This is a genomic window from Rhodococcus coprophilus NBRC 100603 (assembly GCF_001895045.1).
In the GTDB taxonomy this organism is placed as follows: Bacteria; Actinomycetota; Actinomycetes; order Mycobacteriales; family Mycobacteriaceae; genus Rhodococcus; species Rhodococcus coprophilus.
Map to the genome: position 1 here is coordinate 160,710 of NZ_BDAM01000005.1, position 24,323 is coordinate 185,032.

23 protein-coding genes and 1 pseudogene are annotated in these 24,323 nt (G+C 68.8%); 16 read left to right on the forward strand and 8 right to left on the reverse strand.

Translation table 11 applies throughout. From position 1 onward, the window contains the following. The first annotated feature begins 92 nt into the window (after positions 1-92). The gene (locus RDCOP1_RS09505) at positions 93-815 is read left to right on the forward strand and encodes a DUF1906 domain-containing protein (RefSeq protein WP_072699877.1); all 723 of its coding nucleotides are present in this window, start codon (positions 93-95) and stop codon (positions 813-815) included. Here the strand turns inward: RDCOP1_RS09505 and RDCOP1_RS09510 are convergent. The 3 genes from RDCOP1_RS09510 to RDCOP1_RS09520 all read right to left on the reverse strand — a co-directional run bounded on the left by RDCOP1_RS09510 (position 802) and on the right by RDCOP1_RS09520 (position 3,720). Continuing rightward, positions 802-2,241: an MFS transporter gene (locus RDCOP1_RS09510; protein ID WP_072699878.1), complete on the reverse strand. Its 1,440-nt coding sequence runs from the start codon at positions 2,239-2,241 to the stop codon at positions 802-804. The two genes, RDCOP1_RS09505 and RDCOP1_RS09510, sit on opposite strands and share 14 nt — an antisense overlap. 146 nt (positions 2,242-2,387) lie before the next feature. After that, positions 2,388-2,774: a hypothetical protein gene (locus RDCOP1_RS09515; RefSeq protein WP_371836816.1), complete on the reverse strand. Its 387-nt coding sequence runs from the start codon at positions 2,772-2,774 to the stop codon at positions 2,388-2,390. A 109-nt stretch (positions 2,775-2,883) separates the two neighbouring features. Beyond that, on the reverse strand, positions 2,884-3,720 hold the full coding sequence (locus RDCOP1_RS09520; protein WP_072699879.1) for an Rv1157c family protein: 837 nt from the start codon (positions 3,718-3,720) through the stop codon (positions 2,884-2,886). Positions 3,721-4,094: 374 nt separating this feature from the next. Here RDCOP1_RS09520 and RDCOP1_RS09525 point away from each other — a divergent pair, with 374 nt between their 5' ends. Then, positions 4,095-5,339, forward strand: coding sequence for a mannosyltransferase (locus RDCOP1_RS09525; RefSeq protein WP_072699880.1), 1,245 nt, complete (start codon positions 4,095-4,097; stop codon positions 5,337-5,339). On the opposite strand, the gene RDCOP1_RS09530 is transcribed toward RDCOP1_RS09525, so the two are convergent. Beyond that, positions 5,275-5,571 carry a 4a-hydroxytetrahydrobiopterin dehydratase gene (locus RDCOP1_RS09530; protein ID WP_072699881.1) on the reverse strand — a complete coding sequence of 99 codons (297 nt, stop codon included), beginning with the start codon at positions 5,569-5,571 and terminating at the stop codon, positions 5,275-5,277. The genes RDCOP1_RS09525 and RDCOP1_RS09530 overlap by 65 nt on opposite strands. Before the next feature lie 25 nt (positions 5,572-5,596). On the opposite strand from RDCOP1_RS09530, the gene RDCOP1_RS09535 reads away from it, so the two are divergent. Beyond that, positions 5,597-6,004 carry a (deoxy)nucleoside triphosphate pyrophosphohydrolase gene (locus RDCOP1_RS09535; protein ID WP_072699882.1) on the forward strand — a complete coding sequence of 136 codons (408 nt, stop codon included), beginning with the start codon at positions 5,597-5,599 and terminating at the stop codon, positions 6,002-6,004. 19 nt (positions 6,005-6,023) lie between these two features. Here RDCOP1_RS09535 and RDCOP1_RS09540 read toward each other — a convergent pair whose 3' ends face one another. Then, positions 6,024-6,203, reverse strand: coding sequence for a hypothetical protein (locus RDCOP1_RS09540; protein WP_072699883.1), 180 nt, complete (start codon positions 6,201-6,203; stop codon positions 6,024-6,026). A 355-nt stretch (positions 6,204-6,558) separates the two neighbouring features. On the opposite strand from RDCOP1_RS09540, the gene typA reads away from it, so the two are divergent. Genes typA through RDCOP1_RS09560 form a run of 5 tightly spaced genes read left to right on the forward strand, consistent with a single transcriptional unit; the run spans position 6,559 to position 12,089 of the window. Then, a complete protein-coding gene (gene typA / locus RDCOP1_RS09545; protein ID WP_072700382.1) occupies positions 6,559-8,457 on the forward strand; it encodes a translational GTPase TypA in 1,899 nt (632 codons plus the stop codon). Positions 8,458-8,484: 27 nt separating this feature from the next. Further along, positions 8,485-10,485 (forward strand): ABC transporter family substrate-binding protein, encoded by a 2,001-nt coding sequence (locus RDCOP1_RS09550; protein ID WP_084722530.1) that lies wholly within the window; start codon positions 8,485-8,487, stop codon positions 10,483-10,485. Further along, entirely contained in the window at positions 10,482-11,387 is a 906-nt protein-coding gene (gene mshB / locus RDCOP1_RS09555; protein ID WP_072699884.1) for an N-acetyl-1-D-myo-inositol-2-amino-2-deoxy-alpha-D-glucopyranoside deacetylase, read from the forward strand. The genes RDCOP1_RS09550 and mshB overlap by 4 nt, the downstream gene beginning before the upstream one ends. A gap of 56 nt (positions 11,388-11,443) precedes the next feature. Next, entirely contained in the window at positions 11,444-11,602 is a 159-nt protein-coding gene (locus tag RDCOP1_RS21485) for a hypothetical protein (RefSeq protein WP_169848871.1), read from the forward strand. 52 nt (positions 11,603-11,654) lie between these two features. Then, complete coding sequence (locus RDCOP1_RS09560) at positions 11,655-12,089, forward strand: hypothetical protein (protein WP_072699885.1); 435 nt, start codon at positions 11,655-11,657, stop codon at positions 12,087-12,089. On the opposite strand, the gene RDCOP1_RS09565 is transcribed toward RDCOP1_RS09560, so the two are convergent. Genes RDCOP1_RS09565 through RDCOP1_RS09575 form a run of 3 tightly spaced genes read right to left on the reverse strand, consistent with a single transcriptional unit; the run spans position 12,052 to position 14,827 of the window. Further along, positions 12,052-12,789: a uracil-DNA glycosylase gene (locus tag RDCOP1_RS09565; protein WP_072700385.1), complete on the reverse strand. Its 738-nt coding sequence runs from the start codon at positions 12,787-12,789 to the stop codon at positions 12,052-12,054. The genes RDCOP1_RS09560 and RDCOP1_RS09565 overlap by 38 nt on opposite strands. Further along, the gene (locus tag RDCOP1_RS09570) at positions 12,786-14,354 is read right to left on the reverse strand and encodes a PH domain-containing protein (protein WP_072699886.1); all 1,569 of its coding nucleotides are present in this window, start codon (positions 14,352-14,354) and stop codon (positions 12,786-12,788) included. The genes RDCOP1_RS09565 and RDCOP1_RS09570 overlap by 4 nt, the downstream gene beginning before the upstream one ends. Beyond that, the gene (locus RDCOP1_RS09575) at positions 14,351-14,827 is read right to left on the reverse strand and encodes a PH domain-containing protein (RefSeq protein WP_231923040.1); all 477 of its coding nucleotides are present in this window, start codon (positions 14,825-14,827) and stop codon (positions 14,351-14,353) included. Before RDCOP1_RS09575 ends, RDCOP1_RS09570 begins: the two co-directional genes overlap by 4 nt. A 207-nt stretch (positions 14,828-15,034) precedes the next feature. On the opposite strand from RDCOP1_RS09575, the gene RDCOP1_RS09580 reads away from it, so the two are divergent. The 8 genes and pseudogenes from RDCOP1_RS09580 to RDCOP1_RS22010 all read left to right on the forward strand — a co-directional run. Further along, the gene (locus RDCOP1_RS09580) at positions 15,035-15,235 is read left to right on the forward strand and encodes a hypothetical protein (protein WP_072700387.1); all 201 of its coding nucleotides are present in this window, start codon (positions 15,035-15,037) and stop codon (positions 15,233-15,235) included. Positions 15,236-15,315: 80 nt separating this feature from the next. Then, the gene (locus tag RDCOP1_RS09585; RefSeq protein WP_371836822.1) at positions 15,316-17,871 is read left to right on the forward strand and encodes a bifunctional FO biosynthesis protein CofGH; all 2,556 of its coding nucleotides are present in this window, start codon (positions 15,316-15,318) and stop codon (positions 17,869-17,871) included. 184 nt (positions 17,872-18,055) lie between these two features. Beyond that, positions 18,056-18,379, forward strand: a complete 324-nt coding sequence (gene fdxA, locus RDCOP1_RS09590) for a ferredoxin (protein WP_072699889.1) — start codon at positions 18,056-18,058, stop codon at positions 18,377-18,379. A 12-nt stretch (positions 18,380-18,391) separates the two neighbouring features. Next, positions 18,392-19,522 carry a succinyldiaminopimelate transaminase gene (dapC, locus tag RDCOP1_RS09595; protein WP_072700389.1) on the forward strand — a complete coding sequence of 377 codons (1,131 nt, stop codon included), beginning with the start codon at positions 18,392-18,394 and terminating at the stop codon, positions 19,520-19,522. Positions 19,523-19,580: 58 nt separating this feature from the next. After that, positions 19,581-20,288: a rhomboid family intramembrane serine protease gene (locus RDCOP1_RS09600; RefSeq protein WP_072699890.1), complete on the forward strand. Its 708-nt coding sequence runs from the start codon at positions 19,581-19,583 to the stop codon at positions 20,286-20,288. A 43-nt stretch (positions 20,289-20,331) separates the two neighbouring features. Further along, a complete protein-coding gene (locus RDCOP1_RS09605; RefSeq protein ID WP_072699891.1) occupies positions 20,332-21,774 on the forward strand; it encodes an acyl-CoA synthetase in 1,443 nt (480 codons plus the stop codon). A 134-nt stretch (positions 21,775-21,908) separates the two neighbouring features. Continuing rightward, on the forward strand, positions 21,909-23,189 hold the full coding sequence (locus RDCOP1_RS09610) for a PucR family transcriptional regulator (RefSeq protein ID WP_084722531.1): 1,281 nt from the start codon (positions 21,909-21,911) through the stop codon (positions 23,187-23,189). 91 nt (positions 23,190-23,280) lie between these two features. Next, positions 23,281-24,177, forward strand: a pseudogene (locus tag RDCOP1_RS22010) (substrate-binding domain-containing protein); the annotation flags it as partial. Positions 24,178-24,323: the final 146 nt, after the last annotated feature.

A 24,323-nucleotide genomic window follows, 5' to 3' on the forward strand; every position in this document is an offset into this window, starting at 1 on the left:
CCGACCAGGACCTTTACCGATGTGCCCCCTGGGGCGCGTGTGAATGTGGTGCAATCCGGGGGCACCCTTCACACATTCCGAAACGAGGCGTCATGGCGTTTTCTCGTCGAGACATGTTGCGGTACGCGGCGATCGGTTCGGGCGCTGTGGTGGCGTCCGCGGTGGTGACCCCCGGGGTCGCGCAGGGCCGGGAAGTTCTCGGCACCATCGTCGACTACTCGGCCGGTGTCCCGTCGCCGGCGTCGATCCGGTCTGCCGGGCACATCGGAGCGATCCGATACGTCTCCGATCGTCGGCCGGGCGCGGAGTGGATGCTCGGGAAGCCGCTGACCGCCCGGGAAGCGGACGCCCTGCTCGACAGCGGTCTGGAAGTGGTGTCGTGCTACCAGTTCGGGAAGGCGGAGACCGCCGACTGGCTCGGCGGCTACGAGGCAGGGCGCAGGCACGCGCAGCGGGGCCTGGAACTGCATCGTGCGGCAGGGGGACCCGACGACCGCCCCATCTACGCATCGATCGATGACAACCCGAACTTCGAGCAGTTCACCACGCGGATCGTGCCCTACCTCCTGGCGTGGCAGGAAGTGGTCGGGCCGGCGAACACCGGGGTGTACGCGAACTCGCCGACCATCGAGTGGGCCTCCGCGGTGGGCCTCGGTGCCTTCTACTGGCAGCACGACTGGGGTACGCCTGCGGGCTACGTGCACCCGCGCGCGAACCTGCACCAGAAGGGCGGCGGAACCATCGACGGAGTCGGCATCGACGTCAACCGTGTCTTCACCGCCGACTACGGGCAGTGGTCGCTCACACGTCTGTAGCGGTGCCGGCCTTTCGCAGCCGCGGCGGCGGGGGAGGGATGAGCGCGGTGAGCACCAACGCGACCGCCGAGGCGATGGTCGCGACGAGGAAGGTGGTGCGGAAACCGCTGAGCGCGGGCACCACCGCGTCACCGATCTGGACGGTCATCGCGGCGAGCACCACACCGATCACCGCAGCGGCGGTCGAGGTGCCGATCGATCTCATCAGGGTGTTCAGGCTGTTCGCCGCCGCGGATTCGTGCAGCGGTACGGCGCTCATGATGAGTGCGGGCATGGCGGCGTAGGCCAGGCCGACGCCCGCACCGATGACCATCGACGCCACCACGATGTGCCACAGTTCCCGGTGCAGCAGGTAGGCGGTGAAATAGCCGATCCCCACGAAGATCACGCCGCACGCGAGGGTCACCCGCGGTCCGAAGGTAGTGGTGATCCTGGCCGATACCGGTGACAACGCCATCATGACGAGACCGCTCGGGGCGAGTGCCATGCCCGCGGCGACCATCGACTGGCCCAGGCCGTAGCCGGTTTCCGGTGGTGCCATGAGCAATTGGGGAAAGGCGAGGACATTCGCGTACATCGCGAAGCCGAGCGCGATCGACGCCAGGTTCGTCATCAACACCGGGCGGCGGGCGGAAAGCCTGAGATCGACGAGGGGCCGGTCCAATCGCAGTTCGTACCAACCCCAGCCGAGGAACACGACCAGCGATCCGCCGAGCATCCCGAGGGTGACCGGGTCCGTCCAGCCCCAGGAATTTCCCTTGGTGACCGGAAGGAGAAGCAGGACGAGGGCGACCGACAGCAGAGCCGCGCCCAGGAAGTCGAACCGGCCGGGGTTGCGTCGCGGCGACTCCGGAACGAACTTCAGCACCGCGGCGATACCGACGGCGCCCAGCACGAGCGAGGCCACGAACAACATGTGCCAGTCTGTCAATTGCGCCACCAGTGCGGCGAGCGGAAGCCCGATGGCTCCACCGACGCCCATGGTCGCGCTGATCGTCGCCATCGCGCCGGGAACGCGCTTGGGGGGCAGTTCGTCGCGCAGAATCGCGATGCCGAGCGGGATGGCGCCCACAGCGGCACCTTGAAGGGTTCGCCCGATCACCAACGGCACGAGCGTGTTCGACAGCGCGCACACCGCGGAACCGAGCACCATCATGCCGAGGCTGGCGAGCAGCATCCGCCGTTTGCCGAACATGTCGCCCAGGCGCCCACTGATCGGGGTGACGACCGCGCCGGCCAGCAGCGTGGCGGTCACCGCCCATGACGTGTTCTCGGGGGTCGCGTTCACGAGGATCGGCAGTCGCGGCAGGATCGGCACGATCAGTGTCTGCATGAGGGCGACGCCGATACCGCACATCGCCAAGACTGCGACGATCCCGGACGGTGCGGGTCTTTCCCGCGTCGGGACCGGAGTTTCGACGGCCATGCGACTCCTCGATCGGGGCCGGCGGAGATCGCGGCCGAAAACTTTCGTGCGCCGTACGAACGGACTGGCCTAACGTGTCTAGCACGGGAGTAGTGCCGATGCACAACCGCTTTCACACGATCGGCACCGTCGTCCGGCCGTCCGGGTCAGGTCTGGCAGTGCTCGTCGGGGTCGTGTTCGCCGACGGTGACGACGAGCGGGGGACGCTCACCGGGAGCACTGTGGACGCCGCGCCACGACAGCGCCGACCAGCGCGAAAGCCCGGAGAGCGCGGACCCGAGACTGCCCAGCGACCCGACCGACAGCGCGGAACATACCGATCCCGCCGACCCGACGGAGAGGATGGATCCCACGCTGCCAACCGACAGGATCGAATCGGCGGACCCGATCGAGAGGATCGAGCGCTCCGATGCGATCGACAGGATCGATCGGTGGGACAGGAGCGATCGGTTCGACAGGGGAGAGCGGGGCAGCAGGCGCCCGCGGGGATGCCGACGAGGTGACGGGCGGGCACGATGCCGGAAGGAAGCCATGATCCGGTCTACCACGGGTGGGTGGACGAAAACCGGTAAGGCATCGAAACGAACGAAGACCGCCGGGACGGATCCCGGCGGTCTTCGCGTGTGTCGTGGGGGTTTTCGGTCAGGGCACCGAGACCAGCCCCAGGGTGGGCAGGAAGCTGCACGAACGCGGATCCGCGCCTTCCTTCTGAGTGGTGATTCCACCCGACACCACTGCGACGACCTGGCCCGAGCCGGTGTCGGCGATAGCGCTCAGAGTCGCCGGGCCGTCCGGGTTGATCCGTGCCTCGTTGGTGAGCGGCTGGGTGCCGCTGCGGCCGTTGGACACATTGATCCAGCTCAGGGTGAGATCCTGTTCGCCGGAGGTAGGAGCGGTGCCGAGTGCGGTGAATACGAATCCCACCTGTCCGGCGGCCGGGCCGGGGGGAGGCAGCTGAGCCGGACCGGCAACCGCGAGCGCGCTGCCCACGGAGTCCTGCCCGTCACCGATGCAATCCTGGCCGAGCGTCGGGTACAGGAACTGCGAGATCACGACGGTGCCCGGGGCCGGAATATCGGGGCCCCCGCCGCCGCTTCCGTCGAGGAAGGTGATGACCCGCTCGAGGGTGCCCTTGAGCGACTCCGGAAGCTCGGAGTTCGCGAGCAGTTCCTTGGCCTGTGCAAGCAGGTCGTTGCCGCCCTCGGCGACGTCTGCGACGTCCGACGGGCCGGCTGCAGCGCCGACGATCGCGGGAGCGAGGGACGCGAGTGCTTCTACCTGCTCGGGGTTCGCCTGGATCTCGGGGATCAGGCGCGTCAACGACTCGATGGACAGATCGGCGGGGACCTCGAACTGGGGCAGTTCGACGAACTGGGTCAGGTCGGGTAGCGCCGGGGGCGCCGGTTGCGCGAGGGCGTGCGACGGCACCGCCAGTCCCGCAGTGGCGGCAAGTGCGCACGCTGTGAGCGCCCGCCGCATTCCTCGAGTACGAAGCACTGTTCCCCATCCTTGTCGTTGAAGCACCTGGAAGGCCTGGAAGACCCGCCGGTGCTGACGGCTCGAGGCGACACTCTATGGAGTCCCCCCTCGCAGGACAACCCACCGTGCCGAAGCCGGCTGGCTGTTGCCTTCGGGGGAGTGTAGCCACAGCGTGTTCCGAATGGTTGTACCCGGTGACGGTAACGTGTTTCTGCTGTGACTGTTGTGAGTAGAGATGAGATTGTTACTCGCGTGAAACGAGGTTTCGGGCCGCCGGGGGTTCGCCGGTAGTCTCTACTGCCGGGGTCCGGGCATCCGGTCCGGGAACGACGGGAGGCTGCACCGCGGTGCCACGACGAGTTCCTTCGCATCCGATGTTGTGGTGCGCAGCGCTGCTGGTTATTTCCGTCGCGGCACGACTGGCCTGGACGCTGTTCACACCCAACGGCATGAACCTCGTCGATCTGCACGTCTACGTCGACGGTTCGGCCGCGCTGCTTCAAGGCGATCTCTACAACTTCACCTTCAGCCGCTACACCCCGGACTTTCCGCTGCCGTTCACCTATCCACCCTTCGCGGCGCTGGTGTTCCTCCCACTGCACGTGCTGCCGTTCGAGGTGCTCGGCGTGGTGTGGCAACTGCTCACGGTCGCGGCGTTGTTCTTCGTCGTGCGCATCGCCTTCGAACTGGTGGTGGGGCCCGACGCGCGCACTCGCCCGTGGACCGCACGAGCGTTGGTGTGGACGGCCGTCGGCATCTGGACCGAACCCCTCCGCACCACACTCGACTACGGGCAGATCAACGTATTCCTGGTGCTCGGCGTCATGGTCGCGGTGCGCAGCACCCGATGGTGGTGGTCCGGGGCGCTGGTCGGCATTCTCGCCGGCATCAAGCTCACCCCCGCGATCACCGGCCTGTACTTCCTCGCGCGACGACGGTGGCGGGAAGCGATCTTCTCGGCTGTCGCCTTCGGGGCGACGGTGCTGATCAGCGTGCTCGTCCTGGGAGAGCAAGGCCGGATGTACTTCACCACCTTGTTCGGCGATGCCGACCGCATCGGTCCGGTGGGGTCGGTGTGGAACCAGTCGTTGCGAGGCGCACTGAGCCGCATCGCGGGCGAGGACGTCGGGACGGGGCTCGTCTGGGTCGTGGCAGTGGCGGTGTGCGCCGCGCTCGCCTTCGCGGCATGGCGCTCGCTCGGCAAAGACGACCTGCTCGGAACGCTGCTGGTCGTCCAGCTCCTCGGTCTGCTGGTCTCACCCATCTCGTGGGCCCATCACTGGGTGTGGGTGATCCCCATGCTGATCTGGCTCGTGTACGGCCCGCTCGCGCACCTGGCCGGAAGCCGCGTCGTGGCTGTGGTCTGGGGCGCGGTGGCACTCGTCGGCGTGCCCTGGATCCTGAGCAGCGCCCAGGACTCGATCTGGACCATCGAACGTCCTGCTCCGCTGGCGTGGCTCGGTGCGGTCTACATCGTCGGGGCGCTCGTCGTCTACGTGTGGATGATCGTGGGGGCACGGAGAGTTCGCGCTCCGGACGCCGGTCCCGGTGGGGTCAGAGGCCCTGCGATTGAGCCAGCCGGTCGATCCGACGTGCCATCTCCGGATCCGATTCGGTGATGCCTCCCGCGGAGTGCGTGCACAGCGAGTAGGTCACCTTCCGCCATCGGATGTCGATATCGGGATGATGATCCGCCTCCTCGGCGGCCTCCGCGACCTTGTCGACGAGAGCGATCGCGTCGACGAACGTCGGTGCTTCGATGGTGCGGACCAGGGAAGCACCTGCCCGTCTCCATCCGGGGAGTTCGGACAGCGCGGAGTCGATCTCACCGTCGGTCAGTAACTGGGCCATGACCCATTCTGGGACGATGCACCTCATGACCGCAACGACACCGGCACCGATGGGACACGTGGTCGCGGGTGCCGTCTTTCGCGACGGACGGGTTCTGCTCGCGCAGCGGACCCGGCCGCCCGAACTCGCCGGCCGGTGGGAGTTGCCCGGGGGGAAGATCGAACCGGGAGAAAGCGCGGAGCAGGCTCTCGCCAGGGAACTGCGGGAGGAACTAGGGATCGAGGTGCGCGGCGCCGACCGGTTCGGGCCCCCCGTGCAACTCGGCAGCGACCTGGTGATGTGCGCGTACCGCGTGGACCTGGTCTCGGGCGAACCGCGCCCTCTCGATCACGCCGCGCTGCGGTGGGTGGATGCGAAAGAACTCGAGCAGATGGACCTCGTCGAGGCGGACCGGGCGTGGCTACCCGCGCTGCGCGACATGCTGGCCGGCTGAATTCACGAGTACGGCCGGGTCACGCGGCGCGGGCCTTCTCGAGGTACTTGCGAAGTTCCTTCTTGCTCAGGTCGTCGCCGGCGACCTTCTTCATCCGCATCACGACGACCGGGCACTTCAGGCAACGGGTCTTCTTACGGCAGCACTTCTTCTTCGGCTTCAGGCCGGCGACCTTGCCCGGCTTGATCTTCTTGCCCATGAACAATCCCGCCCTCGTCGCAATATCCGCGTGTCAGGTTAGCGTGCCCTTACGGGAACGCAAGAGGCGGTTTCGGAACCTCACCGACCGACCGTAACGCTCGTATAACGGCGTATTCGCGTGTCGAATGTCACGTTCCGGCGTCGTGACCTGGCATTACAGGGAGGGCTCGGAGCAGGCGACCCCGGAAGGGCGGTAGGATGTTCGTGGCCGCAGTGCCTGCTCGGGCCGTCTCAGGCCGGTAGCGGGCGTATCGCAATCGCGTAGCGGCTTCGAACAATATGCGCCGTACGGGCGAGGTGCCGACCGGGTCCAGTGCCGTGTGGCCGCGGACAACAGCCAGGAGAGCCATCGCGTGAGCACCGCTGATTTTCGGAACGTCGCCATCGTGGCGCACGTCGACCATGGAAAGACCACCCTCGTCGACGCCATGCTGCGCCAGTCGGGCGCGTTCGCCGAACGTGCGGAACTCGTGGACCGGGTCATGGACTCCGGTGACCTCGAGCGTGAGAAGGGCATCACCATTCTCGCGAAGAACACCGCGGTGCACCGTCACCACCCCGACGGCAGCGTCACAGTCATCAACGTCATCGACACCCCCGGCCACGCCGACTTCGGTGGAGAGGTCGAGCGCGGCCTGTCCATGGTCGACGGCGTCGTGCTGCTCGTCGATTCCTCCGAGGGACCGCTGCCGCAGACCCGCTTCGTGCTGCGCAAGGCACTCGCCGCGTCGCTGCCGGTGATCCTCGTGGTCAACAAGACCGACCGTCCCGACGCTCGCATCGCCGAGGTCGTCGAGGAGAGCCAGACCCTTCTGCTCGACCTCGCCTCCGATCTCGACGACGAGGCTGCCCAGGCGGCCGAACTCGCACTCGGCCTCCCGGTGCTCTACGCATCGGGTCGCGAGGGCAAGGCGTCGCGCAAGCAGCCCGAGAACGGCCAAGCGCCCGACGCGGAGAACCTCGACGATCTCTTCGACGTCCTCATGGAGTACGTGCCGGCGCCCAAGGGCGACGCCGCGGCACCGCTGCAGGCGCACGTCACCAACCTCGACGCCTCCGCGTTCCTCGGTCGTCTCGCGCTGGTGCGTATCCACAACGGTGAGCTCCGCAAGGGCCAGACCGTGAGCTGGATGCGCGAAGTCGACGGCGAGCCCGTCGTCACCCGCGCGAAGATCACCGAACTGCTCGCGACCGTCGGTGTCGAGCGGCACCCCGCCGAGTCCGCCGTCGCCGGTGACATCGTCGCCGTCGCGGGCTTCCCCGACATCATGATCGGCGACACCCTCGCCGACCTGGAGAACCCGGTGGCGCTGCCCCGGATCACCGTCGACCAGCCCGCCATCTCGGTGACCATCGGCACCAACACGTCGCCGCTGGTCGGCCGCGTGAAGGGCCACAAGCTCACCGCCCGCATGGTCAAGTCCCGCCTCGACGCGGAACTCGTCGGCAACGTGTCGCTGAAGGTGCTCGACATCGGCCGCCCGGACGCCTGGGAGGTGCAGGGCCGTGGTGAGCTGGCGCTGGCGATCCTCGTGGAGCAGATGCGCCGCGAAGGTTTCGAGCTGACCGTCGGCAAGCCGCAGGTTGTCACCAAGCAGGTCGACGGCAAGCTGCACGAGCCGTTCGAAGAGCTGACCATCGACACGCCCGAGGAGTACCTCGGCGCCATCACGCAGTTGCTCGCCAACCGCAAGGGCAAGATGGTTCAGATGACGAACCACGGTGCCGGCTGGGTGCGGATGGAGTTCCTCGTCCCGTCGCGCGGTCTGATCGGTTTCCGTACCGACTTCCTCACCGAAACCCGCGGAACCGGCATCGCCAACGCCGTCTTCCACGGTTACGCCCCGTGGGCCGGCGAGATCCGTGCGCGCCACACCGGTTCGCTCGTGTCCGACCGGACGGGCACCGTGACGCCGTTCGCGATGATCCAGCTGGCCGACCGCGGCACGTTCTTCGTCGAGCCCGGTGCGGACACCTACGAAGGCATGGTCGTGGGCATCAACCCGCGCCAGGAAGACCTCGACATCAACGTCACGCGTGAGAAGAAGCTGACCAACATGCGTCAGTCCTCTGCCGACGTGATGGAGACGCTGGCCAAGCCCATCGAGCTCACGCTCGAGGCAGCTATGGAATTCTGTGCCGGCGACGAGTGCGTCGAGGTCACCCCCGAGATCGTGCGCGTGCGCAAGGTGGACCTCTCGGCGACCGATCGGCAGCGCGCGCGGTCGCGCGAGAAGGCCCGTAACAAGTAGCAAGTAAGTGGCGGTCCCGGCGAGCACATGCGAGCCGGGACCGTCCCGTACCACCTGTTCGACGGGAAGGAAGCCGGAGTGTTGCGTACGCGTGTCCGTCGCCGGTGGTGTGTCGGAATTCCGGCCCTCCTCGTGTCGGCGGTCCTGGCGCTGACGGCGTGCACCGCCGATCCGCCTCCGCCCATCGAACAGGCGGAGCCGACGACCCCGCCTGCTCCGACGCGGCCCCGGAGCACTGTCGTCGTCGCGATCGACAGGGTCGACACCGGCTTCAACCCGCATCTGCTGGCCGACCAGTCGCCTGTCGCCAACGCGGTCGCGGGCTTGGTGCTGCCCAGCGCATTCCGGGCCGTGCCCGATCCGGAGAACCCGGCCGGGAGCCTGTGGGTTCCCGACGAAACGGTGCTGATCTCCGCCGAGGTCACCGAGCAGGCACCCTTCACCATCACGTACCAGGTGCGCGACGAAGCCCAGTGGTCCGACAGCGCCCCGATCGCCGCCGAGGATTTCCGGTACCTGTGGCAGCAGATGATCACGCAGCCCGGGGTCGTCGATCCTGCCGGATACCGGCTCGTCGACGACGTGCGGTCGTCGGGCGGTGGCAAGACGGTCACCGTCACGCTGCGCGAACCGTATCCGGCCTGGCGCGAACTTTTCACCCATCTGCTGCCCGCCCATCTCGTCAAGGACACCCCCGGCGGGTTCCTGAGCGGGCTCTCCGAGACGATCCCGGTCTCCGGCGGCAGATTCCACGTCGAGACCGTCGACCGTGGCCGCGGCGAGGTGCTGCTCGAACGCAACGACCGCTTCTGGGGCACTCCCGCTGTTCCCGACGAAATCCTGATGCGCCGCGGTGGCAGTGACTCGCAGCTCACCGAATCGCTGCGCAGCGGCGACGCCCAGGTGGCTGAGGCCCGTGGCGGGACCGCGCTGCTCGCTCAGCTCGACGCGGTGCCCGGCGTCCGGACCGGCATCCAACTGCAGCCCCGCACCCTCGACCTGACCCTCAACACCCGTGCTCGCGAACTCGCGGATCCGCGCGTGCGCCGCGGGATTCTCGCGCTGCTCGATCCGGAACTCCTCGCTCTGGTCGGCGCTGGAACCCAGACCGGCGTGGTCCCGGCACGCGCGCAGGTCCTCGCGCCGTCCGATCCGGGTTACGCGCCGACGATGCCGCCGCGCCCGAGCAGGGAAGAAGCACTCGGTCTGCTCGCCGAAGCGGGATACGTCCCCGTCGCTCCCGAACCGGCGCCCGAAGAACCTCCCGCCCCCACCGGAGAATCCGCCACGACGACCTCGCGGGCTCCGAGCACCCCTCCCGCAGCTCCGCCGGAGGCAGACGACGACCTCCTTCTCCGCAACGGCGAGCCCCTGAACTTCGTGGTCGGGGTGCCCGAGGACGCGGAGATCTCGCTCTCGGTCGCACGTACCGCGGCCGACGTTCTGCGGGACGCCGGTATCGCCGCGACTGTCGTGGAGTTGCCGCCCGACGAGCTGTACGGCGAGTCGCTCGTCGACGGTGACGTCCACGCGATCCTCGGCTGGATGCGTGCCGGAGACGATCCGGCGACCGCAGCCCTGTCCCGCTTCGGCTGCCCGCCCGTGCTGCCGACCGTCGAGGGCGCGGCGCGCTCCACGGATCCGACGGCGGATGCACAACCCGACGAGTCTCCGGACGCCGGAGGCGAGGACACCACCACGCCCGCCGCGCCCACGTCGCCGGACGAGGACGCAGACGAACGGGAGGACGAGATTCGCGCGACGCTCGAAGCACCGAGCAACCTTTCCGGCGCGTGCGACCCCGGACTCGAGGAAGATCTGCTCGCCGCGGTACGCGGAACTGCCGACCCGCGAGAGGTCATCGCCGCCGCGCAGCCCGCCCTGTGGGCACTGGCCGTGAACCTCCCGATCCTGCAGGATCGCACCGTGGTTGCGGCCGGCCCGGACATCGACAACGTGTCACTGACCGGTTCGGTCCCGGCCGGCATCGTCGGCGACGCACACTTGTGGTGGAGGAGTAAACCGTGACAACAGATTTCGTCCAGCGGCCGAACGTCGCGGATCGCCGGCTCCTGCTGGTCCACGCCCACCCCGACGACGAATCCCTCACCACGGGCGGTGTCATCGCCCGTTACGTCGGGGAAGATGTTGAGGTCACCGTCGTGACCTGCACGCTCGGTGAAGAGGGAGAGGTCATCGGCGAGCGCTGGGCGCAGCTCGCTGCCGACCGGGCCGACCAGCTCGGTGGTTACCGGGTGCTCGAACTCAGCCGCGCGCTGGCGGCACTGGGTGTGGACGGCCCCCGCTTCCTCGGTGGCGCAGGCCATTGGCGGGACTCCGGTATGGCCGGGACACCTGCTGCCGGGAACCCGCGGGCATGGGTGAACGCCGACGAAGAAGAGGCGCTGGAAGCGCTGGTCGCGGTCATCCGCGAGATTCGCCCGCACGTCGTCGTGACCTACGATCCGCGCGGTGGGTACGGGCACCCCGACCACATCGCGGTCCACGACCGTGTCACCGCCGCCGTCGAGCTGTCCGGGACCGAGGATTACCCGGAGGCGGGCGCGCCCTGGACCCCGGCGAAGGTCTACTGGACGGTGACCGAGCAGTCGGCGCTGGACGCGGGAATCGCCGCCATCGGCGACCTGCCCGACGGCTGGCGCCGTCCCGAACCGGGGGAGCTTCCGAGCGTCGCCGACGACCGGGTGACCACCGCCGTCGACGTGTCGGCTGTGCTCGACGCCAAGCGCACCGCGATGGCTGCGCATGCGACGCAGGTGGTGCTCGCTCCGGGTGGCGGCCAGTTCGCCCTGTCCAACATGGTGGCCCAACCGGTGTTCGCCGAGGAGCACTTCGTGCTCGCCCGCGGCGAGCTCGGCCGCGTCGACGACTCCGGTCGAGAGGATGACCTGTTCGCCGGCATCGGTTAGTGTGACCTGGGTCATAGAGACTGCCGCGCAGGGGCGGCCACACGGCTGGGGGCACGATGTACAACTGGTCCGTACAGAATCAGATCGTCGCGTTCGTGGACTCGCTGCGGCCTTACGCCGATCAGATCCGCGCGGAGTACTTCGACGCGCTCTACCACTTCGCCGATCAGCAGAGTGCCCTGCTGACGATGCTCGGTTACCCTCCGGTCCCGTGAGCGCACAGGACCCGGTTACGCGGTCCCTCGGTCCGTGGCGCACTATCGTGTCATGACGGTCGATCCCGCAACCAAGCAGTCCGGTGGTCCCGTATCCGTGCCCGAACCGCGCCGGGGTGCGGTCGCACTGCTGGTGATCAGCGGTGGCCTGTGCGCAGTGCTGTCGGTGTTCTACCTCGGCCTCTACATCGGCGGGGTGCCGTTTCCCGTCGTGATCTTGCTCGCGGCGGTGATGAACCTTCTCCTGGTGGCGGCGATGCGCACCGAGACGGGCTCGTTGGGCCGCGCGGCGCTTCCGCTCGTCGCCTGGGCTGTGGTGTTCCTGCTCTGTCTGGCCGGCGGTCCGGGTGGCGACCAGGTGGTCGTCGCCGACTGGCGTCTGCTGTTGCTGCCGGTCGCGGCGCTGGCGCCGGCCGGGTTCTACCTGTTCTCGGCTCGCCTCAAAGAGATCACACGGGCAGTCCGGCCGCCCGAGCAGCGTCCCTGAGCACGTCGGTCACCATCTCCCGCGTCAACCGGCCGGTGAAGGTGTTCTGCTGACTGACGTGGTAGCAGCCGAACAGGTGCAGCGGACGCCGTGACGGCGCTGCCGGTTGCAGGACCGCGTGCGCGCCGTGCCCGAACTTCGGTCGCGGAGTGGGCACCGTCCATCCTGACGCGGACAACACAGGCAGCAACGACTGCCACCCGAAACCACCGAGCACGACGACTGCCCGCAACGTCGGTGCGAGCAGATCGAGTTCCTGCTCGAGCCAATGCCGGCACGTGTCCCGTTCGACCACCGTCGGCTTGTTCGCCGGCGGCGCGCAGTGCACGGGCGCGGTGATCCGCGTGCCGAACAGTTCGAGGCCGTCGCCCCGGTGCGTCGCGACCGGCTGCGAGGCCAGCCCCGCCTCGTACATCGCCTCGTACAGCACGTCGCCGGACCGGTCGCCGGTGAACATGCGGCCGGTTCGGTTGCCTCCGTGTGCGGCCGGGGCGAGCCCGACGATCAGCAGCGACGCGTCGTCCGGCCCGAAGCCGGGGACCGGGCGACCCCAGTACTCCTCGCCGCGGTACGAGGCTCGTTTCTCCCGCGCGACCTGCTCGCGCCACGCCACCAGACGCGGGCAGGCACGGCACTGCACCAGCTCGGCGTCCATCTCCTCGAGTGTGCCGGGGTCCGGACGGGGACGCGGGTCCGTCATCGTCGTGTCCAGGGGTCGCCGCATCCGGGAGTGACCGCGTCGATCAGCGACCAGGCCTGATCCTGGGGAATGTCGATCACCTCGTAGTGTCCGGCCCCCGCCGGTGTCGCAGCGACGACTGTTGCGAGACCCGCCCGGCGCTGGAAGAAGGATTGTCGTACCGTCCAGCCGATGATGCCATCGGCGTCCAGGCTCACCCGCTGACGATCGACCGACCCGTTGCGTGTGACGAGACGACCGGGCACGACCGCGTGGCCCAGGCCGCGGTAACGGTCCCACCCCAATGCGCACCCCGTGGCGACGGCAGCGACCGCCGCGACGATCGTCGCGGAGAGCGGTAGGGCCTGCCCGGCCACCGCGAATGCACCGATCACGACGGCAGCAACCGCGACCGCAGGCCCGAGAGCGCGTGTGTAGCGGCGGCGACGGGCCGCGGGACCGTGCGAGATCAGTGGTACATGCACCGGGAGCGGGTCGGTGAGCACGTCCGCCGCCACACGCTGCACCTCGCGTTCGGGTGCGGAGGGCAGCACCAGCGACGATTCGCCGCTCTCGGCCGCGACCCCCGTCATGATGGCGTCGAGGCGCGCGCCGCCGGCGAGCCGGAGAGCGAGCGGTTCGCGGAGATTCACCCCGCGCAGGCGTCCACGGTCGAGGGTGGAATGGCGAACCTTGACGAGGCCGTGGCCGATGCGCAGCATGCGTCCGTCGTCCGTCACCCGCAGGTTCCCGTAGAGCAGCACGTAGCGCGCGCACGCGGCAATACTCGCAACCAGCAGCACGACGAAGGCCACGACCGCGATGGAGACCACCACGCCGGCAGCTGCGAATGCCGCGACTCCACGTTCGAAACTTCCCGACTCGGCGATGCGCTCGCCGAGCCCGTACTGGAAAGCCAGGCCGACCACGGCCGCGATGCCGAGCAGGCCGGTCGTGGAGAACGGTGCGTAACGCACCCAGCGCGGGTCGAAGCGTGCGAGTTCGACCTCGGGGGACGAGGTCGCGGAGGCTCCGGCGGTCCGGGTGTCTGCGCTGCCTGGGTCGGTGCCGGGCAGGTCGGCCAGCAGTGCGGACCGCAACGCGGGCACGGAGTCTGCAGCGAGCCCGTTGAGTTCGAACCGGTTGCGGTCACCGGCGCCTGCGGCCTGCCCGGTTCCGATCTTCACCACGGCCAGGCCGAGCAGGCGATGCAGCACCCGCTGCTCGACGTCCACCGACCGGATCCGGCTGCGCGGGATCGACAGTTCCTGCCGCTGGAGCAGACCGCGACGCAACTCGACGTGCACGGGCCCCACCCGGTACGTCGTCGTGAACCATCGGGACACACCGACCGCGACGAGCACCGCGGTGGCCGCGAGCCCCCAGTACGGGTTGCCGCTGCTGCTCCCGAGCACCACGGTGCCGATCAGGACGGGAAGCAGGCGCAGCACTTCTTCGACGGGGTGGACGAGCAACATCCGGGGGTCGAGTCGGGACCACGGCGCCGATGCGTCCGGGTCGTCGCCGGAGGACAGAGCGGTGGCACCGTCGTCGGGGTCGCGACAGGGATCCGGGTCGGGGTTCATGTCGCGTCGACTCCGTCGCGACCTGCGATCTCCGTCAGGCGCGCGACGGTTTCGTCTGCGACGGCTGCGTCGAGGGCGGTGATCTCGACGGCGCCGGCCGACGAAGCGGTGGTGACGGTGACGGTCGCCAGGCCGAGCCAGCGGTCGATCGGGCCGCGCTCGGTGTCCACGGTCTGGATTCGCGAGATCGGCGCGATGCGCCGTTCCTGGATGAACCATCCGGACCGCGTGTAGACCGCCGTGTCGCTGATCTCCCAGCGGTGGACGCGGTAGCGCCACTGAGGCACCAGGATGATGTGCAGCGCCGCGAGGACCGCGGTCGCCACGGCAGCGGCGACATGCCAGACGGTGAGGCGAGGATCGATCGCCGTCCACACGACCTGTGCGACGACCACCGGCACCCACAGGAGTGCGGCGTTGATCGCCCACAGGGTCCGCGCTCGCTCGCTGGGACGCCACGCCGGGTCGGCCATCCTCACCTGCGGTGCGGGAACCGCAGCCGGTAGCGGGTTCCGCTCCTCCGGAGGCGCCGAACCCACGTCGGCGTCGCTGTCCACCATGACCCTCCAATGCTCGCCGGGGCCCCGCGGCGGCCCGACATCGTTGTCGGCATCCAGGCTAGGCTGATGCCGGAACACGAGCCCGACCCGTCGGGCAGGAACCGCACCAGGAGGATCGTCATGACCGAATCGTCGGATGCACTGGACTTCGACATCCAGCAGGGTGACGACTCCGAGGCCGACCGCATCGACCAGGCCATTCCGGTGGATGAAGAGCCCGAGGGCGTTCCGCCGTCCGACGTGCCTCTCGAAGCGGATCCCGTCGACACGTACGAGCAGCAACTCGAAGTGCCCGTCGACGACGACTACCCGCGCGAATAGACCCCGAGGTGGCATGCCGCCCCCGTGAGGCGGATGATCGGCCGATGACCGATTCCGCGAACGACACCGCGCAGTCTGCGATGCTTCCGACGCCGTCCGTGCGTCCCGGGGCGGTACCGCCGCCGGCACCTTCCGCGATACGCCGGGCGTTGCGCCGGGCGCGCGACGGCGTGACGCTCAACGTCGACGAGTCCGCGGTCCTGTTGCAGGCGCGCGGATCCGATCTCGAGGATCTGTGCGCGTCGGCAGCCCGGGTTCGCGATGCGGGACTGCTCGCGGCCGGGCGGCCCGGCACCGTCACGTATTCGCGCAAGGTGTTCGTCCCGATCACCCGGCTGTGCCGCGATCGCTGCCATTACTGCACCTTCGTGACGGTGCCTGGCAAGCTCCGGGCCGAGGGGCGGGGGATGTTCCTCGAGCCCGACGAAATCCTCGAGATCGCGCGCCGAGGCGCCGAACTGGGCTGCAAGGAAGCGCTGTTCACCCTCGGTGACCGGCCGGAGGAGCGGTGGCCGGAGGCAGCCCAGTGGCTCGAAGAACGTGGTTACGACTCGACGCTCGACTATGTGCGCGCGATGTCGATCCGGGTGCTCGAGGAAACCGGACTGCTGCCGCACCTCAATCCGGGTGTGATGAGCTGGGCCGAGATGTCCCGGCTCAAGCCGGTCGCGCCCTCGATGGGCATGATGCTCGAAACCACTTCGGAGCGGCTGTTCACCGAGAAGGGCGAGTGCCACTACGGTAGCCCCGACAAGGACCCGGCGGTGCGGCTGCGGGTACTCACCGACGCGGGCCGGTTGTCCGTGCCGTTCACCACCGGGATTCTCGTGGGCATCGGGGAGACCGTTGCCGAGCGCGCCGACTCCATTCATGCGATCCGCAAGTCGCACAAGGCATTCGGGCATATCCAGGAAGTGATCGTCCAGAATTTCCGGGCCAAGGACGACACCGCGATGCGCGACGTCGACGATGCGGGCCTGGAGGAGTTCCTTGCGGCGGTTGCAGTTTCGCGGCTCGTCCTCGGCCCCGGGATGCGTATCCAGGCGCCGCCGAACCTGGTCTCGCTCGACGAGTGCCGCGCGCTTCTCGGCGCCGGTGTCGACGACTGGGGCGGGGTCTCGCCGCTCACCCCGGACCACGTCAACCCCGAACGGCCGTGGCCGAACCTCGACACGCTCGCCGAGGTGAGCGCCGACGCCGGCTACACCCTCACCGAGCGGATCGCCGCCCAGCCGCAATACGTACTGGCAGGGCAGCCGTGGATCGACCCCCGCATCACCACACACGTGCGCGCACTCGCGGATCCCGACACGGGACTCGCCCGAGACGTGCTCCCGACGGGACTGCCGTGGCAGGAACCCGACATCGACTGGGACTCGTCCGGGCGCGTCGACCTGAACTCCGAGATCGACGTGAGCGGACGCAACACCGAGTACCGCTCCGACCTCGGGAGTGCGTTCGGCGACTGGGAAACCGTGCGCGAACAGGTGCTCGCACTTGGCGAATCGGCGCCCGTCCGCCTCGACAGCGACGTGCTGGCAGCGTTGCGCTCGGCCGAGCGCGATCCCGCGGGATGTTCGGACGACGAGTACGTCGCGCTCGCCAATGCGGACGGAGCCGGTCTCGAGGCGCTCGTCGCGCTCGCCGACCAACTGCGCCGCGACACCGTCGGCGACGACGTGACCTACGTGGTCAACCGCAACATCAACTTCACCAACATCTGTTACACGGGATGCCGGTTCTGCGCGTTCGCGCAGCGCAAGGGCGACGCGGACGCGTTCACGCTCTCGGCGCAGGAGGTCGCGGACCGCGCCTGGGAGGCTCACGTCGCCGGCGCCACCGAGGTCTGCATGCAGGGCGGTATCGACCCCGAGCTGCCGGTGACCGGGTACGCCGACCTGGTACGCGCGGTGAAGGCACGCGTTCCGTCCATGCATGTGCACGCGTTCTCGCCGATGGAGATCGTCAACGGTGTGGCACGCAGTGGCACCTCGATCCGCGACTGGCTGATCGACCTGCGCGAGGCCGGACTGGACACCATCCCCGGCACGGCCGCGGAGATCCTCGACGACGAGGTGCGCTGGGTGCTGACGAAGGGCAAATTGCCTGCCGCCGAGTGGGTGGAAGTGGTCACCACCGCGCACGAAGTCGGCCTGCGCTCGAGTTCGACGATGATGTACGGGCACGTCGACCAGCCGCACCACTGGGTGGGGCATCTGAACGTGCTGCGCGGCATCCAGGACCGCACCGGCGGATTCACCGAATTCGTGTTGCTGCCCTTCGTCCACCAGTCGTCACCGCTGTATCTGGCCGGCGCGTCGCGTCCCGGACCGACGATGCGCGACAACCGGGCCGCGCACGCCCTGGCCCGCGTCATGTTGCACGGTCGGATCGACAACATCCAGACCAGCTGGGTCAAGCTGGGTGTCGCCGGAACGCGGGCGATGCTCGAAGGCGGAGCCAACGATCTGGGCGGCACGCTGATGGAGGAAACGATCTCCCGGATGGCGGGCTCGCAGCACGGCTCCGAGAAGACCGTCGCAGAACTCGTCGCGATCGCGGAAGGCATCGGGCGCCCGGCGCGCCAGCGCACGACCGCCTACGCACCCCGCGAGGCCGACGTCACCGTTCGGTAGCCTGGCGGCGTCCGGCACGACGACGACGGCGTCGAGGGTCAGGGGACCCTGATGCACAGGCGTGCCCGCGCAACGGGGGATACTGGACCGCAGTGGTGAGCAGGCCACGAACGATGGACCGCACTGACCGGTGGACGGCCGGTGCGGTGGATCGGCGGGCAGACAGAGAGGCAGGGAAACAGCAGTGACGTACACGATTGCGGAACCGTGTGTGGATGTGTTGGACAAGGCATGTATCGAGGAATGCCCCGTCGACTGCATCTACGAGGGTGGACGCATGTTGTACATCCACCCCGACGAGTGTGTGGACTGTGGAGCCTGCGAGCCGGTCTGTCCCGTCGAGGCGATCTTCTACGAGGACGACGTACCCGACGAGTGGTCCGACTACGTGAAGGCCAACGTCGACTTCTTCGACGACCTCGGTTCGCCCGGTGGAGCCGCGAAGCTCGGCAAGGTCGCCTACGACCCGCCGTTCATCAAGAACCTCCCTCCCATGGGCGAGGAGTAGGTGTCGATCGATATGCAGACGGGCGGTGCTTCGGTGAAGCCACGCGTGCGCCGGTCGGTAGCGAGCAAACTTCCCGACTTCCCGTGGGATTCGCTGTCCGAGGCCAAGGCCACGGCGGCGGCGCATCCCGAGGGTCTCGTGAACCTGTCCGTGGGCACGCCTGTGGACCCGGTTCCGTCGGTCGTCCGTGACGCCTTGGCGTCGGTCGCCGCGGAACCGGGTTATCCCACCAATCACGGGACCGAGGAACTGCGTGTCGCGGCGGTGGCTGCGCTCGCACGCCGCTACGGCATCACCCCACTCGATCCGGCGGCGGTGCTCCCGGCCATCGGCACCAAGGAAATGATCGCGTGGCTTCCCACGCTGCTCGGACTCGGTGCCGACGACCTGGTGGTCATCCCGGAACTGGCGTACCCCACCTACGAGGTGAGCGGGTTGCTCGCCGGGGTGCGGCTGATTCGCGCCGACGGACTCAACCGGCTCGGACCCGAGGGTGCCGCGCTGGTGTTCGTGAACTCTCCGTCGAACCCCACCGGCAAGGTGCTCGGCCGCGACCACCTGCGCAAGGTCGTCGACTGGGCGCGCAGCCGGGACGCGATCGTCGTCTCCGACGAGTGCTATCTCGGCCTGACCTGGGAGGGCGAAGCCCTGTCGATCCTGCATCCGAGCGTGTGCGACGGTGACCACACGAACCTGCTCGCGGTGCATTCGCTGTCGAAGACGTCGAACCTGGCGAGCTATCGCGCCGGGTTCGTCACCGGCGATGCGGATCTCGTCGCCGATCTGCTCGAGGTGCGCAAGCACGCGGGCATGATGCTGCCGTTGCCGATCCAGGCGGCCATGACGGCGGCGTTGAACGACGACGAGCACGAAAAGATCCAGCGCGAGAAGTACCGGGCGCGTCGCGAGATCCTGCTCGCCGCCGTCCGCGATGCTGGCTTCACCGTGGACCACTCGGAGGCGGGACTGTACCTCTGGGCGACCCGCGGCGAAGAGTGCCGCGCCACCGTCGCGTGGTTCGCGGAGCGGGGCATTCTCGTCGCCCCCGGCGAGTTCTACGGACCCGGTGGCGTCCAGCACGTGCGAATTGCGCTTACCGCGACGGACGACGCGATCGAAGCGGCAGCGCGCCGACTGCGTTGAGCTCGACTCGTCTCGTGGCATCGCCGTGCGGCCAGGCCGAGGCCGGTAGATTGGGCGCGTGAGTGCATCCGGCGACGATCCATGGCTGTGGACGCTCTACGCCGCCGTCGTAGCGCTCACCGCGTTGGCCGCGATGCCGAATCTCCGCTCGTCCCGCAGCGCCGTCCGTGCAGCGTCGCGGTCGTGGTGGTGGCCACCGCCGGTGGCCGCTGTCGTGCTGTGGGGCGTCGTCGCGGTCGCGTCGGTGACGAGACTGATCGTGCCGTCGCTGGTCGAGTTGTTCCGCCGCGAACCGGTGCGAACCCGCGACGGGGGACAGTGGTGGCGGGTGCTGACCGCCGGGCTGGTCGAGGACGGCGGTGTTGCCGTGACGTTCGCGAATCTCGCGCTGCTCGCCGTGGTCGCGATCGCCGCCGTGCGGATCTGGGGCTGGTACCGCGCGGTGGCGCTCTTCGTCGTCGGGCAGGTCCTGTGGGGTCTGTTCACGACATTCGTATCGCCGTCGGTGGGTGCCGGAACCTCCGGCGCCACTCTCGCCCTGGCCGCATCGATCGCCGGGCTGTGGCCGGTGGTGGGGGCGCGGAGGCGATTGCTGCTCGCGTCGGCGGCGACCTTCCTTCTCGGGGTGGTCCTCGTGGCGCTCGACGACGCGCACGGTGTGGCGGTATTGATCGGCATGCTCCTCGGCGCGGTCCTCGGAACCGTGCTGCCCCCTCCGCGTCCCACGGTGACCAGTTCGGGGGCGCTCGGCGGCGTCGCCGGGTGACGAGTGTGCGGGCGTCACCGCGGCGTGTGGAATCCTGTCGCGTGTGTCTGCACTTCTCCGTTCGCTGAATCCCCTGGCCGTCGCCCGCGGCGACGACGTCCCCGATGCCGTCCGCATCGACGGCCACACGCTCTCCCGGAGCGACGTCCTCGGTGCCGCGACCGCACTCGCGGCGAGAGTCGCGCGGGCAGAACGGGTCGCGGTTCTCGCAAATCCCACGGCGACAACCGTCGTCGCGGTCGTCGGGTGCCTGCTCGCCGGTGTCACGGTCGTGCCGGTACCGCCGGATTCGGGTCCCGCGGAACTGGCGCACATCCTGACCGATTCCGGCGCCCAGGCCTGGGTCGGCGCTGCCCCGGACAACGAGCACCCGGACGTGCCGCAGCTGCCGGTGTTGCCGGTACGACTCCACGCCCGCGACTGGCATCACGTGCCCGAACCGTCCCCCGCCCGCACCGCATTCGTGCTCTACACCTCCGGTACCACCGGACCGCCGAAGGGCGTACTGCTCAGCCGCGCGGCGATCGCCGCCGGGATCGATGCGCTCGCCGAAGCCTGGGACTGGACGGAGCGCGACACCCTCGTCCACGGACTTCCGTTGTTCCACGTCCACGGTCTCGTCCTCGGGCTGATCGGCCCACTGCGGGTGGGCAGCCGGCTGATCCACACGGGCAGCCCGACACCCCGGGCGTACGCGCAGGCGCGCGGCACCCTCTACTTCGGCGTTCCGACGGTGTGGTCGCGCATCGTGGAGGACGAGGAGTCGGCGCGCGCGCTGAGCGGGGCCCGGCTGCTCGTCTCCGGGAGCGCACCCCTGCCGGTGCCGGTGTTCGAGAAGCTGCGGGAGCTGACGGGTCTGACCCCGATCGAGCGGTACGGGATGAGCGAAACCATGCTCACCCTGAGCACCCGTGCGGACGGGGAACGTCGTCCAGGCTGGGTCGGGACACCCGTTGCGGGAGTGGAGACACGCCTGCGCGACGAGCACGGCGCCGACGTCCCCCACGACGGAGAGAGCATCGGGGTACTCCAGGTGCGCGGTCCGATGCTCTTCGACGGTTACCTGAACCGGCCCGACGCGACCGCCGCGTCGTGGACGGAGGACGGGTGGTTCGTCACCGGTGACGTCGCCGTCGTCGACGAGGGCGGTTTCCACCGGATCGTGGGCCGGGAGTCGACCGATCTGATCAAATCCGGCGGTTTCCGGGTGGGAGCGGGAGAAATCGAGACGGTGCTGCTCGGTCATCCGTCGGTGGGGGAGGTCGCGGTGGTGGGCCTGCCCGATCCGGACCTGGGTCAGCGCATCACGGCATTCGTCGTTCCCGCCTCCTCAGGACCGGAGGTGGACGAGGACGAGTTGATAAGCTATGTTGCAGAACAACTTTCGGTTCACAAGCGGCCGCGTGAGGTGCGGGTGACGAGTGCGCTGCCCCGCAACGCGATGGGAAAGGTGCAGAAGGGGAAACTCGGGACGGACGGGCGGTGACGACGGTCCGTCCACATCTTCGTGTCACCCCGGACTAGAGAAAAACACGTCCCAGGGGTTGCGCATGCCGTGGTGCTAGGCGGATTCTCTACTCCACGGTATATAGGTTTGTTACTTCGATGGGGGTTCGAGGGATGTCTGTAACGGATCAGATCCGTGTAGCCGAGCACGGCCGGGGTGGCGGCCGTGTCGGCGAGACGCCGAAGTTCGTGGTGGACGGGAAGCCGGCGTCGGTGCCGCTGCGTGATCTGCCCGCCGTCGCACGCAAGCTTGTCGCACATTTCGCCGACAATGTCGCACCGTGCTCCCTTCGGCCCGGTGAATCGCTGCGCGGTGACGTCACCGAGGTGACGGTCCGCTGCCTGCGCATCGCGATCCATCTGCTCGACGCCGGAGAACTGCCGTCCGACTCCGACCTCGCGGACCTTCGCAGCAGCGCCGCACAGTGGGCGCGCGCGGGGTTCCGTCTCGAATACATGCTGCGGATCTACCACGAAGGCATCCGCCTGGGCTGGGAACTGGTCACCGAACGGGCACGCGAAGGCGACGTCGCGTCGGTCGCCGATGCGTCACGGCTGTGGATGGCCCTGCTCGAGAAGGTGACCGTCGCCGCGACCACCGGGTTCGTCGCCGAACTCGACGCCATCCGCCGCGAGCGTGATGTCGCCGCGCAGGAACTGGTCACCGCGCTGCTCAGCGGGCAGGACGCCGCCTCGGTGGCGCAGCGTTCCGGTCTCGAACTCGCCGACGGGTACACAGTTCTCGCGGTGTCGCTCGCGCGGCACCCCGACGAGCGCAATCCCCATGTCCGGCCCGAGGTCGTCGCCCGCCGCACGCTGCGTCGCGTCGAGATCGAACTCGAAACGCTGTGTGAGGGTAAGCATCTTGCACTGCTCGGACCGGAGGGCGGCACTGTTCTGCTGCCCGGATCGTCCGCGACCGCGCTCGTCGACGAGTTCCGTGAGCGGATCGGCACCGTCGCCGGGGTGGAGGTGACCGTCGCTCTCGTCCACGCGGAGGTGCCGGAGATCCCCTCGGCTGCCAAGCAGGCACACGAACTTCTGGACCTGGTGCGTCGCCTGGGCCGGCCGGCAGGTGCCTACAGCATCGCCGACCTCGCCCTCGAGTACCAGCTCACCCGGCCCGGCCCGGCACGCAAACATCTTGCCCGCGTGCTCGAACCGCTCGACGACGCCGCCGAACTCGTCGAGACCCTCGAGACCCACATCGCGCACGACCTGAGCCGACAGCTCACGGCGCGCACGTTGCACGTGCATGCCAACACCGTCGACTACCGCCTCAAGCGGGTCGCGCAGCTCACCGGTTTCGATCCGACCCGGCCGTCCGGGCTGAGGCAGCTCCAGGCCGCGCTGATCGCCCGCCGACTCGAAGGGCTGTATCCCGAGGCGAGCTGAATCCTGAGGCGAGCCGACCTCGCCGTCTCGTCACGCATCCGAAGTTCACCCGATACCATGTGGCCAAGTTCACACGTGTCGGGGCTGATGGATGATCGTGGCGGGAGGGGAACACGTGGGGGACGAATCCGGCGCGTCGGCGCCGCGGCGGGGATCCGATCGCGCTCGATCGGTTCTGGTGGGCCTCGTGGTGATCGCACTGGCCGTCGCGGCGTTGGCGTTCGTGTCCGGGCAGTGGGGCCTGGGCTGCTCCACGACCGACGAGTACACGCTCGCCGTGGCGCCCGCCCTGGCTCCCGCGGTCAGGGAGGCGCTCGCTCGCGCCGACACCGGATGCGCGGTCTTCGGAGTCACCGCGGAGGAACCAGGCGAGGTCGCGTCGAGGCTGGGCACCGGCGCAGGCGCGCCCGACCTGTGGATCCCCGAGGGCGGATGGTGGGCACAGCGTGCCCAGGACGACGCTGCCGGGTCGGTACGCACGCTCTCGTTTCCGGTGGCTACATCGCCGCTGGTGCTCGCGGGTGCCCCCGGTGCGGTGCCGGTCGCACCCAATTGGCGGTCGGCTCTCGCGGTCTCCGACCTGAACCTGGGCAACCCACTGCGTGCGGGTACGGCGTCGGCGGCGATCCGGGCCGCGTTCGCGGAAACCGACGGCGACACCGTCGCCGTCGGAACGGTGCGTTCGGTGCTCGCGGTCCTCGCCCAGCGCGAGGGGGCTCGTAAGGCAGAGTCGCCGACAGGACAGGTGGCGCTCGACGAGACCACGGGCGACGACGTCACCGTGACCACCGAGCAGCAGGCCCAGTTGTACCGCCGGACCCGGGAGCGGGATCTCGAGGTGTGGATCCCGGCGAACGGCACCGTGATGGTCGACTACCCGGTCGTGGTCACCGCGCCCGATCCGGACCGTAACGCACGTGCGTCGCGGACCGGGGCAGCCCTGGCCGATGCCCTGAACTCCGCGGACGCGCGGGCGATTCTTTCCCGCGAGGGCTTCCGGGACGGCGTGGGACACGCCCTGCCCGATGTTCGTGGCTTGGGAACGGTCCCGGTGCTGGAGTCGCAGGATGACTCCGTCGTCGAGGAGGCGCTGCGTACCTGGAGTCTGTTCGCATTGCCGGTGCGCACCCTGAT